At 57.0% G+C, this 11,624-nt stretch carries 21 protein-coding genes; 13 read left to right on the top strand and 8 right to left on the bottom strand.

Going from position 1 to position 11,624, the window contains the following annotated elements; genetic code table 11:
- The 7 genes from AAEZ05_RS26750 to AAEZ05_RS26720 all read right to left on the bottom strand — a co-directional run.
- On the bottom strand, positions 1-431 hold a 431-nt coding region (locus tag AAEZ05_RS26750), incomplete at its 3' end, for a BRO-N domain-containing protein (protein WP_350649605.1).
- A gap of 295 nt (positions 432-726) precedes the next feature.
- A complete protein-coding gene (locus tag AAEZ05_RS26745; protein ID WP_350649604.1) occupies positions 727-1,143 on the bottom strand; it encodes a WYL domain-containing protein in 417 nt (138 codons plus the stop codon).
- Between the two features lie 125 nt (positions 1,144-1,268).
- Complete coding sequence (locus tag AAEZ05_RS26740) at positions 1,269-1,496, bottom strand: hypothetical protein (protein ID WP_350649602.1); 228 nt, start codon at positions 1,494-1,496, stop codon at positions 1,269-1,271.
- Between the two features lie 91 nt (positions 1,497-1,587).
- Positions 1,588-1,896 (bottom strand): hypothetical protein, encoded by a 309-nt coding sequence (locus tag AAEZ05_RS26735; protein WP_350649600.1) that lies wholly within the window; start codon positions 1,894-1,896, stop codon positions 1,588-1,590.
- Positions 1,893-2,318: a hypothetical protein gene (locus AAEZ05_RS26730; RefSeq protein WP_350649598.1), complete on the bottom strand. Its 426-nt coding sequence runs from the start codon at positions 2,316-2,318 to the stop codon at positions 1,893-1,895. The genes AAEZ05_RS26735 and AAEZ05_RS26730 overlap by 4 nt, the downstream gene beginning before the upstream one ends.
- Positions 2,319-2,693: 375 nt before the next feature.
- Positions 2,694-2,897 carry a hypothetical protein gene (locus AAEZ05_RS26725; protein WP_350649596.1) on the bottom strand — a complete coding sequence of 68 codons (204 nt, stop codon included), beginning with the start codon at positions 2,895-2,897 and terminating at the stop codon, positions 2,694-2,696.
- A 21-nt stretch (positions 2,898-2,918) separates the two neighbouring features.
- On the bottom strand, positions 2,919-3,308 hold the full coding sequence (locus AAEZ05_RS26720; RefSeq protein ID WP_350649594.1) for a response regulator transcription factor: 390 nt from the start codon (positions 3,306-3,308) through the stop codon (positions 2,919-2,921).
- Between the two features lie 433 nt (positions 3,309-3,741).
- Here AAEZ05_RS26720 and AAEZ05_RS26715 point away from each other — a divergent pair, with 433 nt between their 5' ends.
- Positions 3,742-4,062 carry a DUF1654 domain-containing protein gene (locus AAEZ05_RS26715; protein WP_350649592.1) on the top strand — a complete coding sequence of 107 codons (321 nt, stop codon included), beginning with the start codon at positions 3,742-3,744 and terminating at the stop codon, positions 4,060-4,062.
- Positions 4,063-4,112: 50 nt separating this feature from the next.
- Here AAEZ05_RS26715 and AAEZ05_RS26710 read toward each other — a convergent pair whose 3' ends face one another.
- Positions 4,113-4,961 (bottom strand): S24 family peptidase, encoded by an 849-nt coding sequence (locus AAEZ05_RS26710; protein WP_350649608.1) that lies wholly within the window; start codon positions 4,959-4,961, stop codon positions 4,113-4,115.
- Positions 4,962-5,072: 111 nt separating this feature from the next.
- Between AAEZ05_RS26710 and AAEZ05_RS26705 the strand changes: the two genes are divergently transcribed.
- From AAEZ05_RS26705 to AAEZ05_RS26650, 12 genes are all read left to right on the top strand, one after another.
- On the top strand, positions 5,073-5,309 hold the full coding sequence (locus tag AAEZ05_RS26705; RefSeq protein ID WP_350649590.1) for a hypothetical protein: 237 nt from the start codon (positions 5,073-5,075) through the stop codon (positions 5,307-5,309).
- Positions 5,310-5,461: 152 nt separating this feature from the next.
- Positions 5,462-6,205, top strand: a complete 744-nt coding sequence (locus AAEZ05_RS26700; protein ID WP_350649588.1) for a Rha family transcriptional regulator — start codon at positions 5,462-5,464, stop codon at positions 6,203-6,205.
- A gap of 11 nt (positions 6,206-6,216) precedes the next feature.
- Complete coding sequence (locus AAEZ05_RS26695; RefSeq protein WP_350649606.1) at positions 6,217-7,035, top strand: helix-turn-helix domain-containing protein; 819 nt, start codon at positions 6,217-6,219, stop codon at positions 7,033-7,035.
- Positions 7,032-7,727, top strand: a complete 696-nt coding sequence (locus AAEZ05_RS26690; protein WP_350649586.1) for a replication protein P — start codon at positions 7,032-7,034, stop codon at positions 7,725-7,727. Before AAEZ05_RS26695 ends, AAEZ05_RS26690 begins: the two co-directional genes overlap by 4 nt.
- A complete protein-coding gene (locus AAEZ05_RS26685) occupies positions 7,724-7,942 on the top strand; it encodes a DUF3310 domain-containing protein (protein WP_350649583.1) in 219 nt (72 codons plus the stop codon). Before AAEZ05_RS26690 ends, AAEZ05_RS26685 begins: the two co-directional genes overlap by 4 nt.
- Complete coding sequence (locus AAEZ05_RS26680) at positions 7,939-8,241, top strand: nuclease domain-containing protein (protein ID WP_350649581.1); 303 nt, start codon at positions 7,939-7,941, stop codon at positions 8,239-8,241. Before AAEZ05_RS26685 ends, AAEZ05_RS26680 begins: the two co-directional genes overlap by 4 nt.
- A 106-nt stretch (positions 8,242-8,347) precedes the next feature.
- On the top strand, positions 8,348-8,764 hold the full coding sequence (locus tag AAEZ05_RS26675; protein WP_350649579.1) for a VRR-NUC domain-containing protein: 417 nt from the start codon (positions 8,348-8,350) through the stop codon (positions 8,762-8,764).
- A complete protein-coding gene (locus tag AAEZ05_RS26670) occupies positions 8,761-10,044 on the top strand; it encodes a tyrosine-type recombinase/integrase (RefSeq protein WP_350649577.1) in 1,284 nt (427 codons plus the stop codon). The genes AAEZ05_RS26675 and AAEZ05_RS26670 overlap by 4 nt, the downstream gene beginning before the upstream one ends.
- Positions 10,045-10,057: 13 nt before the next feature.
- Positions 10,058-10,372: a hypothetical protein gene (locus AAEZ05_RS26665; protein ID WP_350649575.1), complete on the top strand. Its 315-nt coding sequence runs from the start codon at positions 10,058-10,060 to the stop codon at positions 10,370-10,372.
- Between the two features lie 3 nt (positions 10,373-10,375).
- A complete protein-coding gene (locus AAEZ05_RS26660; RefSeq protein ID WP_150704043.1) occupies positions 10,376-10,729 on the top strand; it encodes an antiterminator Q family protein in 354 nt (117 codons plus the stop codon).
- A gap of 215 nt (positions 10,730-10,944) precedes the next feature.
- On the top strand, positions 10,945-11,274 hold the full coding sequence (locus AAEZ05_RS26655) for an MFS transporter (protein ID WP_128613719.1): 330 nt from the start codon (positions 10,945-10,947) through the stop codon (positions 11,272-11,274).
- On the top strand, positions 11,271-11,612 hold the full coding sequence (locus AAEZ05_RS26650; RefSeq protein ID WP_350649573.1) for a hypothetical protein: 342 nt from the start codon (positions 11,271-11,273) through the stop codon (positions 11,610-11,612). The genes AAEZ05_RS26655 and AAEZ05_RS26650 overlap by 4 nt, the downstream gene beginning before the upstream one ends.
- Positions 11,613-11,624: the final 12 nt, after the last annotated feature.

The raw sequence follows: 11,624 nt of genomic DNA, 5'->3' as shown, positions 1-11,624 counted from the left end.
GCGGGCAGGCTCGACACCTTGCCCTTCACTACAGCGCCGAGCATGTGGAAGCCGTCAGTGCCGATTGTTTGACCTACGAGGGTCGCCATGCGGTTGTCAGTGTCTTCGTACCGGCCTTGCTTGCGGATGGCTGGAAGGACTTCAGCGGTAACCCACTTTTTGAAGCGCTTGGCTTCGGTTTTGCGGCTACGGAGGATTGCGGAGTACAAGCCTGACTCACTGATTACCGTCATTTCCTGATCACCGCCAGGGGTGGGCACAATCTGCCCACCCTTCTCGTCGTCATCCAAATTGCGGGTCATATCCTTCGCGGAGAGATACCGAAGGGCACTTGCCACGTCGGCGGCCACGAACCATGGCTGATCATCAATCAGAACGGTACGGACTTGCTGGGTATCGAAGTGAAACGGAATGATTTTAGCTGTTTGCATGACGAAGCCCTCGTAGAGTTGCTTACCGCGCCCGAGACCAATCGGGTGGGCGGAACCGTGCGGGTTGGTCTACCGGTACGAGGGCCGGCGAGCCCTAAGGCTCCCACACACGGCCCGCCCATAATGGGTGCAGCCATGCTGCGGGCACAAAAAAACCGCTAAAAGCGGCGGTTGTACCCGCCTCGCATACCGGGAGACCAATCCCGTGTCGCTGAATTGGCAGCGACCGAAAAAAGGTATCCTGCCAGAGGCTGGGTGTCAACAACTTAATCCGAAAGAAACTCTATATGAGGCGTCAAGCTCTACGCTTCCTAAGCCATGACCTCATTCGGCTTACCGGTAAAACCTCCCCAGTTTCAAGATCTACGGCTTCTATAATGCGGTCCAATCGGAAGGTTCTACTGTCTTTTCTCAATCTACAGAAAGCGACGATATACCCATCCCCGTCAGATACGTATCGGCTAACCATGACCTCCCGGTCTGATAAAACACCGTCGGCGTCTCGATATGCCAATTTAAGATGGGCACGAACAGCAATCCCTTCATCATTTTCCAGGGATTGATCGCCTTCCTGCTTCGGCTCGTAGCTTGCCGCTGAGCGAAGCACCCCAATTGCAATTATCGCCGCTATGAGCCCTCCGGCAGCATAGGTGCCGATGACCTCGAAGAACCGCAAACACAACACGACTGCAATAGCTCCAATGCCCAACATACTGCTGCCCCTTCCTGGCTTACGTAGCCGAGCAGTCTACATCGGGCTTCTGAAGCTGTGAGGGTAAAACAACGGTATTTTCCGTTGGAAGAATTGAAATGTAGAACCCTATGGAAAGGGCCTAATCAACAACCTTTTCCGAATACCCCTAAAATTGAGTTGGATACTGGAACAGACTGGACTGCCGTTTGGACAGTCGTCGGAAGTTCACTTGCAACGATCGCTGTGGTCCTAATAACGACGTTATATACGGCGTACAGTTTTCGCAAAGCTACTAAGGCGCAAAAAGAAATGGCGGATGCGCCGCCATTCAGCTCTTCGAGGAACTCGGCGGTATCGGTTGGTGTGGACATGGCTTTTGCTCCGGGTTGGCCTGCAGGCCGCTGGGTGGAAGATTGAATTGGGATTGGCGTAGGCGCTGGCGCACTTGGTTGTTGATGCGCTTCATGAAGTGAACTTGAAGCCGTTTTCTCGAGCGATAAGGCGGGCGCGTTTTGCTTCCATCCCGCAGTCTCTCGCTGCCTTGGCGACCGGCGTGCCGGCCTCGGCCAGCTCCTTCAGCCTTGGCGCGACCTTGTCCCGCTCTGCACGCAGCTTGTTGCTGTGAGTGGTACCGAAGCCGCCAAGCTTCTCGCCGCTGACGCCTGAGGCTACTTCCTGAACCAACCGGCCGGCGCCAAAGAACTGGTCCAGCTTATGGTTCAGGTCGTCGATGATTGAGTCTCGCGGGTGGGGCATTGGAACGCCGATCATTTCCGCTCACCTGCCAGCGAGAGCTTGATGCCGTCGGCACGTGCTTCCATCTGTTGTGCAAAGTTGACGGCGGTCTTCCAAGTCCAGCGGAATCCCACGACCTTGTCGGTGGCTAGCTCGACGATGCGGTATCCGTTGCCCTTGGTGACGACCTGGTAGCGAATCTTCTGCACGGGCAGCTCCTGGCCGATCATGGCGTAGAACGCGGCGGTGGCGATGCTTGAGCGAAGGTGCAGGGCAGCGACCCCGTCGACTCGCTGTTGTATTGCTGGATGCATGGCGATTACCTCGATGGGGTTGCGTGTATTCGTCAGCACTCGGCCTTCCTGCTGGTTGCCGTTGGGCGCAGGGGAGAGTGCTGACGGATAAAGGCAGGCGAAAAAAAGCCCGAGATCACCCGGGCTTTTTCGTTTGCTACTCACGAAGACCTCCCTACGTGAGAGCCTCCCAGGCCCGCTACTGGCGACGGCCTGGGTTTGAATCATCAGCGGTAACCTTGAACTTGGGGTGGCCTACCGATTGCTCGGCCGGTGCGCGGTAACACCGACGGCCCAGATGCCGCTGCCTGTCAGGGTATTGGGCGCAGCCTTCAGGCTTACTGCGCCACACAGGTGGATCGGTCGTTTACTTCATGGTTGTGCTCTCCGTGTAATGGTGATGATGGTGTGCATTAAGTCTTCTAACGCTCACCACGCTGAGCTCTATCTCAGCTGATGCAGGTGGCCGGTGTAAGTCGGGGTTTCGTCCGCATCCCGCTGCCCACTCAGTGAATGGGCAGAAGTGATGCTGTCCAGTCGCTACGAGCTGTGGCGAGCGCGGTCATTCAGAATCCGTATCCGCCCTTCATCGAACCACTCAGGCTGAAGCAGCTCGTTCCGGCCGTTAGACGTTGGTGGTTGCAGCAAGTAGCGATCGCAGCCAGTGAGGTAGGTGGCTCGCGCGACAATGGTTCCGTAGAACTCGGTGACCTTGTCTTCGGCTTTCTGTCCGAGCTCGATCATGATTTTTCCTTGCTGGTTGCGTTACGCGGCTTCAAGCGTTTCGGAGCGGCGGGTGATGCGAACGTGGGCTATCCGAACTGACGGTGGCCGACGATCACGGCGGGCTGGTTCGACTGACTGGACGTTGGCTACGGCGTTCATGGCCATCAGCGCGGCCAGGACGAAGCAGGCAGGGGAGATGATCTGTCTGCGCATTGCTTCAGCCACCAGCGCTGCCCGGCGGGTGACACCGAGCTTGAACATTGCGTTTGTGAGGCGTTTCGCGACGGTAGCCGGCGATATGCCTGCCTCCCGTGCAATCTCTTTGGCGGTGAACCCAAGGGCCACCCAGAGAAGGAACTGAAGCTCTCGCGGAGCAAGGCCTCGACCGAGGTGGCCTTTCCATACGCCATTTACGATTTCTGTTTCCATCGCGTTGACTCCCGGTTGTTTTCCCAATGCACCCGGCTAACCAGGTGCATCAGTGAAAATTTCCGTGTCCCTTCGGCGCTGCTGGCGCGGTACGGGCTCATTCAAGTTGTTGCTCCGACCGCGACTCAGTCCGCCGGATAACTGTTTGCGGTGCTTTACGCTGCGCACCCGGGTCAGTTGCCAACCCTCTGAACCGTTGAGGCCGGTTCATCGCTGCCTTCCATCTGGCCGGTTGTTATCCAGCGCTGATATAAATTTAGCCGTGAGCTAAACATGAGTCAATAGCTCCAAGCTAAATAATTTAGCGCTGAGTAAAATTAAATGATTGGACGGAAGATTGTTAAGAAAATCCCTACCAGTCTTTACGTCGGCATTAGCATCAAGCTAATATCCAGAAATACTGTACGTACATCCAGTTATCAAGGAGCAGCTGATGGCAAACCCGCAGAAGAAAAAGCCGCAAGAGATGAAGTCGATGTCGGGGGTAGAGCGCCTAACCCTTAGGGTTGCGAACATGGTCAATCACCCAATAGCTCAGGATCGCAAGTGGGCGACGATCCATCGGCTCGACACCGACGGGAGCCGGGAGTGGGACGAAGTTATTGGCGCGCTGGCCGAAGTGGATGGAATCGAGATGACCTTCAACGACGAAGACGATTCAGTCACCCTTCGGTGGGAGGCGCCTGCGGATGAGGATCAGCGAGTAGAAGCCCATGAAGAATTCGACGCGGTTGAAGAGGCGGCGCCTTTCTGACTTGCAAAAAAAAGCCCGCATATTTTGCGGGCTTTTGTCTTTCATAGCGCTCAGGCTTTCCTGGCGTTCCAGATCAGCAGCACTTTCGCGTGAATGGTCACATCATCGATTCGGGCTGTTTGGTTTTCGTAATGCGGATTGTCAGAAATCAGCCGGTAATGTTCTTCGTCGAGGCGCATGATCCGCTTGATGTAAAGCTCGTTGTGCCAAGTCAAGACGTAGATCCCATCTCCAACGAAATCCCTGATCCCCTTATCAACTATCACCAAGTCCTTATCGTTGATGGTGCCTTCCATGCTCTGGCCCCATCCGTTGATCATCCCCAAGGATGTTTTTGACGTGTAAGTGATGCCCTTCTCGCGCAAGATTTCTTCGCGTACTACTAGGTTTCGGACGACTTCCGTGTAATCAGGCGGAACCTGACCGTGACCCATGGCCGCGCGAATGTCGTACTGAGGGATGACAATTTCTTCGTTGGTAGGGCGCAGGCTGGCCATGTTCACCGAAAGCTCATTGGACGCCCCATCATCCGGCTCTTCTGCAGCGGCAACGATGCGGTCCCGGGCCTCGGTCGTAAGCCCCTTCACTTTGGAAAGCATTTGTTTCACTTGATCGGCGGCCGATGAAGCAGCTTCTGCTGAGGGCGCCATTATTAATTGCTTTGATTCAGCAGTCACCGGCCCATCTACGGTCGGTAAAGAGTCAAACCATCCCCGCGGCAATTTCTCAACTACTTCAATTCGGCGCGCGACGTCGTCGCCCAAATTCTTGGCGGTTTTATCAGAAAGGATTTGGCTCAGATGCGCAGGCGCCATCCCCCAGCGCTCAGCACAGGCCCCTTTTTTCTGGTCGCCGATCAACGTGATCAGTTGCCGCTTGCGAATCGCATAGATATCCATGCGAACAAGAATGCCATTCTTTAGCTCAATGCTAAATGTGCCCACAGCTAAATATTCCTTGCTCTGATATTAGCCCTAAGCTAAATTTCTCCTACGTTTAGGAGAGCCCTTATGAATGACCACTTGCGCGATTGGCTCGCGAACGCAACACCCGACCGGCGCCAGTTGGTTGCCGGAGTTGCGAAGACCACCGTCGGACATCTTTGGCAGCTAGCAGGCGGTCATCGAAAAGCATCTGCCGAGCTTGCCGAGCGTCTTCAAGACGCCTCCGGCGGCGAGATCACCATCGCCGGGTTACGCCCCGACCTCGTGGAGCTTGCACACAAGGTACTTCGTGGCGCGGCTTGACCGACCAACCATGAGAAACATTCTGCAACTCGTGAAACCGAAAGAGCAGAACACCGGATTAGCTGTTGATTCATCCAGTGCCCAAATGACAGGCACAAAAAAGCCGGTGGCTAGACCGGCTTCTTCACAACACAAACACTTGAGGGGCGATTATGCACAACCAAACCCAGCCCGGCAATACACGCCATGTCACGACACTCTTAGGTCAATCGCAAAACGTGTCACGTCACACCATGTCGTCACGCGAGATTGCCCAACTTACCGGCAGCACGCACGACAACGTTTTGAAGACTATCCGTGCTCTGGTTGCCAAGGGTGTCGTTTCCTCAAACGACACCCCCTATGTTCATCCGCAGAACGGTCAGGTCTACCGAGAGTTCCTGCTTTCTCAGCGAGATACGCTCGTGGTTGTTTCGGGCTACAGCGTGGAGCTGCGCGCCCGGATCATTGATCGCTGGCAGGAGCTTGAGTCCAGAGTCGTTGGTCAGCTGGAAATTCCCACTAACTTTGCCGAAGCGCTTCGTCTTGCTGCCGACCAGGCTGAGCAAAATCTGCTACTTCAGCAGGTCATCGCCAAGCAGGCACCGAAGGTTGAGGCGCTACATCGCCTGGCCAAAACTCAGGGCGATGTCTGCATTACTACTGCCGCCCAACTCCTGGGCATTCGACCGACCCACCTTTTCGACTGGTTGAGCCAAAACCGCTGGATCCATCGACGTACCACCCGTTCGAGTTGGGTTGCGTATCAGCCACGGCTCAATACCGGTTGGCTCAAGCACAAGCTGGTCAAAGTTGGGGGCGGGGAAGGGCAGGACATCAAGGTAGTCGAGCAAGTGATGGTGACCCGTTCGGGCATTGTCACGCTCGCTGAACAACTTCAAGGAATCACGCTGTGAGCGTCCAAGCAATGTCATGGGCGCTCTCTCTGCCCACCCAAGCCCTCAAAGACTCGAGCGCGCGTCATGTGTTGCTGTGCCTGGCCAACTACGCCGGCGCAAACGGTGCCGGGGCTTTCCCGTCTGCTTCGACCCTGGCCCAAGACACTGGTCTGTCCGAGCGCACTGTCCGTTACAAGCTGGATGATTTGGAGAAGTCCGGCTTGATCCAGAAGGGCAATCAGGCCATTGCCGCCGTTCATATCGATCGCCATGACCGCCGCCCAGTCGTTTACGACCTCCAACTATCGCGGGGTGCAGATGACGCAACGGGGTGCAACTCACAACAGAACGGGGTGCAGCCTGGAACGGAACGGGGTGCAGATGACGCAACGGGGTGCAACTCACAACAGAACGGGGTGCAGCCTGGAACGGAACGGGGTGCAGCGGCTGCACCCAATCCATCACTTAACCATCAAGGAACCGAAGAGCAGCAGCAGCGCGAGATTTCGGACGTGATTGCCGAGCAGGATCAAGCGGCCATCGAGGAACTGGATTACCGCCAACGCTTCGCCATGTTCGCCGAGTGGGACTTCCCCCAGATGTACATGACCACCCAGCTCAAGATCGCCGGACTCCCGACTGACTCGATCACTGACGAACTGCTCGCTGGATTCAAGGGCTTCTTCGTCGCCAAGTCCTCAACGGTCGACACCGCTGCCGGCTGGTGCTTCCGCTTGGCCAAATGGATCAAACGTGACCGCGTCAAATCGGCTGGCGCCGGTACTGCAGCAGGCTCAGACGAGTTCGACGACGAAGGCACCGAATGGATGATGGAGGGCAGGAAATGAAAACGGTTTCCGCAGTAACGGCTCAGGCCATGAACAAGGTTCACGCTGGTGATTTCATCGAAGCTGATACCGACATAACGGTCCGGGCCCAGCACGATCAAGAGCGCGAGACGGGCAAGGTGATCAACCATCTGTTCCGCCAATTGCGATCGATCCGCACCGCATGGCGCCAGGCATGGCCCGATAAGAAGTCCTACATGGAATCCAAAGCCACTTGGCTTCAGGCGTTCATCGAGAACGGCATTTGCACGCAAGAGCAGATCGATATCGGCCTGATCCGGTGCCGCGCCGAGCCTTCCGACTTCATCCCGAGCGTGGGCAAGTTCATTCAGGGCTGCACGCCAAGCCCTGAGATGTTGAAGCCGCCACTGCCGAGCGTTGAAGCCGCCTACAAGCAGGCATTGCGCAACTGTCACCCAACCATGCATGGCGTAGCGAAGTGGTTTCACCCTGCTGTCTACCACGCCACGGCCGCCGCCGGTTTCAACAGCTTGCCATTACTCAGCCGCGAGCTTGGTCTGATCAGCTTCGAGAAGCGGTACCTGGAACAGGTCCGCAAGGTCTGGATGGGCGAACAGCTCGGCCCTGTACCGGTCGCCGAGTTGCCATCTCCACCAGTTCAACGAACCCCTGATATCGGTAATAGGGCCTTGGCCGAACTACGCGCTCGCCGCGCCGGAGCAACCGCATGAGTGCATTGAATACCCAGGTCGCTGGCGGCCACTACAAATCGCTGAAGATTCAGCCGATTGAGTACATCCACGCGAATGGCATTCCGTTCGCCGAAGGCAGCGTCATCAAGTACGTGACGCGGTGGCGTGACAAGGGCGGTATCGCTGACCTGGAGAAAGCGAAGCACTTCCTTGAGCTGCTGATCGAACTGGAGCAGGCGAGGGCGTCGGAATGAAGGTGACCTCTAAGAAACTCCGCGCTTCGGCCAACGGCCAGGACTGCACCGTGCGCCTGCCTGGTGCCTGCAACCACAACCCGGAAACCACTGTGCTCGCACACCTGCCGTGCGGACAGAAGGGCATGGGCATGAAGGGCTTCGACACTGTCGCGGTTTACGCCTGCAGTGCCTGCCACGACGTGATTGACGGCCGTGGCGCTGGCGATGTGGATTGGCAGGACATGCCCCGCGCGATCGCCGAAACACACGAGGCCTTGATCCGGGCCACAATACTCACCGTGAAGGGGGCAGCATGATCGACCCAATGGCTTTGCTCTTAGTGATGATCGTTGTGTGCTGGGTGCTCCGTGAGCTGTGCGGATTGATTGACCGCCGGCACCGGAAGGCGCGGGGTGACCGTCGATGAAGCCCTTCGCGCCGAAACCGATACGCGCCAAGCGCATCGACCGTGAAGGCCTTGAGCAGGCCGCTCTCATCACAGAACTGCGAATCCGCATGCCCTTAGTGGCTGAATTGATCTACCACGTCCCGAACGGCGGGCACCGCCTGAAGAAGGTGGCGGCCGATCTGAAAGATCAGGGTGTCGCCGCCGGTGTTCCCGACTTGGTGTTGATCATGGCTCGAGGCGGGTACTTCGGCCTGTACATCGAATTCAAGGCGACACCGCCCAATGCCGCCACCGTGTCGGATAGTCAGCACAAATGGATCCGCAAGTTGAACGAGCAGGGCTATCTCGCCGTGGTCTGCCGTGGGCATTTCGATGCGATGGAGCAGATCCGCGCCTACCTGCGACTTGCTCCTACTGTGGTGGCCGCATGACTCAGCCGAAGACCCTATCCGTCACTCTTTCCGATGCGGAGATCCGCCGGCATGCCGTCACTGAGGTGCGTGATCTGCGGGACGCTCGCCAGCCCGCCTTTCGGTTTCGCTACAAGCTGGACCGCACCAAAGGGTCTTGGTATCTGGTCGTGGGCAGCACTTGGAACAAGATCGCGAATTATCCAGATCTGAACACCAAGCAAATGCTAGCGGCATTGCCTTCGGTGCGTGCGCGCCTGGTCACTGACCCAGAAGCAGGCACAGCGATTGGCACCTGGTCGACCGTTGGTGAGCTGCTGGCATGGTTCGACGACAGGATGGGCCGTGATCGCAATCTGTCCGCCAAGCGCAAGACCACTGCGCGATCGGTGATGAGCAAGCACCTGCGACCGCGACTCGGCGACCTGCTGTTGGCCGGAGTGAACAAATCTGAGATCGATCAGCGCCTGATGTGGCCCTTGCAGGCCGCGTTGTCGCTCGAGTACTTGCGCCTGATCTTTCGCTTGTTGGTGTTGGCATTCCGCCAGGCTGCGCGCCTCGGTTTGATCGAATCCAACCCCATGAACGCAATCCGCTTCAGCGACTTCTCCAAAACCAAAATAAAGCCCAAGGCTGCACGCCTGCGGGACGTTCAGGTTGAAGAAGTGCTGACCGGCCTGGCCGACAAGTTTAACTCAGCCCCGGCAGACGCAATGCTGGCTTTGATGATGTTGTGCCACGGCTCCCGTGCTGGTGAAACGCGTATGGCTGAGTGGTCTGACTTCAGCTTCGAGGAACGTCAGTGGCATATCCCAGCAGAGCACACGAAGACTCGCTGCCAACTAACCCTCCCGCTCACTGAGCAGGTTTGCGCCTTGCTGAAGCGTTACCACGCTGCACAGGCGGCCACGGGCTACCAGGGCAAGTATTTGTTCCCTTCACGGGGTGGCAAGCCGCTGACCGATAGCCAAGCGTGCGCTGTGTTCACTCGGCTAGCCCAGGGAGAGTGGACGAGCCATGACCTGCGCAAGGTGGCCCGGACTGGGTGGGTAGATCTGGGCGTGGACTTCCTCATTGGCGAGCTGCTGCTGAACCACGCGATGGGCCACAACGTACAGGCGTACATCCACACGTGGGTTGAGGCGGGCAAACGCGAGGCGCTGGAGAAGTGGCACGAGTGGTTAGACGGGCGTGGGTTCAGCGCAATCCACACCATTGCAGAGCCATTATGCGAAGTTTCACGCATTCCCGCGCAGGCCACGGATTGCGCGGCCTCTAGCCAATTCAACGACAAACCATAGGCGAGGTTTAAAAATGATGAAAAAGCAGCATGGACCCGCCTTTGTGCGCTGCCTGATCCCGCTGACTGACTGCCCGTCGTGTGCCGGAAAAGGGTTGATCAAAGGCGTATTCCACCAACTCGATTGCATCGGCTGCCATGCGTCCGGCCTGGTGCACGCTGAGTCGCTGGAGCCATTGCCTATAGAAGACCTGGTGGTTCAACTCGGGATGCTGTTTCGCAGTGAGCGGCATATTTCGAAAATGGCCTCGACTGAAGATGGGGTTGTTGCGCAGTACCAAGAAATTAACCGTCGGGGCCCTGGTGGCTCGTCGTACAAAGGGGATTGATCAATGGCCAGAACAAAGAGTTTCACCGAGCGCACATCGGAAGACTTGCTGGAGCACTGGGGTCGCTGGGTCGTGTTGGGATCGGGAGTGTCCTGCTGCGCATCCCGCGAGAACACACTGCACACCCCGATGATCACCGATGACGATGCGCTGATGATTGACGGCCTGATGGGTCGTTTATTGAAACGATACCCAGAATGCGGAAACGTGCTGATGAAGTACTACACCGCGCGGGACAAGGCCCTGGTCGACGTAGGCAAAAAGTTGGGATTCGGTGAAGAGAAGACCAGGCAGCTTTGGAAGGCCGGGATCGCATGGATCGATGGGGCTTTGGATATTCGTCGAGAGGCTGCTTGACAGGACCGGGGCGGGTATATAGATTTCAGTTACTTTGCGGTTTTTCCGCGAGCAAAGCCCGACCCTGAGTTGGGCTTTTTGCTTTCTACAGTTCTTCGAGCCTCGGCATTTGCCGGGGCTTTTTCGTTTTTCGGCTCCACCACACCCATTGCTCCGAGCTGGGAGTGCTGCTGGAGCTGATTCAAATACAGTCATGCAGAGTCGGAGTCGAGCGCATGGATCTTTTGCATCGCCTGTTCGACAAAGCTGAATGGCTTATCGCTGGCTTGATTGGTGCCATTGTCGCCAGCTGGTGGCATAAAGAAGACCTCACTGATTGGCGAGCCTGGGCAATCTTCTTGGTCACTGGAGTGGCTTGCTCTCTGTACCTGACAGGCATGGTCAGCGCATACCTCGGCGTTACTGAGCCGAGCATCGTCGCCGGCATCGGTTTTCTGCTTGGCACTTTCGGCGGCTCCCTCCTGGCGGCAATCAATCGCGCCATTAAGGCCGCTGACCTCTGGGCGATCATCCGCCAGCGGTTCGGCGGAGGTAATCCACCATGAGTTACGAACTGATCAACTCCATCGCCTGCGGCCTTATAGCGCTTTGGGCAACCTGGTGCGTGCTGAGCGGTAAAGTGAAAGACGGGATCCTCGGAAAGCTCATATACGCTGCGATCGCCATCAGTGGCTACGTGGTGATGACACGAAGCCAGAACATCTTCTTTGGGCCGACCACGGCCGGTTTGACGCTGCATGTCTCGCTGGCTCTTGCCGGTGTTCGGCACGTCTTCATGGTCACTTGGTGGTTGAGGGTGAAGGCTTGGCTATGCCGCACGCTCAACTGCGAGCACTGCATGGGATGCGACAAGCCACACTCTACAGACCACCGCAAAAGCTGATTAGCAGAGGTC

It is taken from the genome of Pseudomonas sp. HY13-MNA-CIBAN-0226, assembly GCF_040310305.1.
Classification (GTDB): Bacteria; Pseudomonadota; Gammaproteobacteria; order Pseudomonadales; family Pseudomonadaceae; genus Aquipseudomonas; species Aquipseudomonas gregormendelii.
Note: the sequence above shows the minus strand (reverse complement) of the source record. Positions and strands in the feature narration are given on the sequence as shown.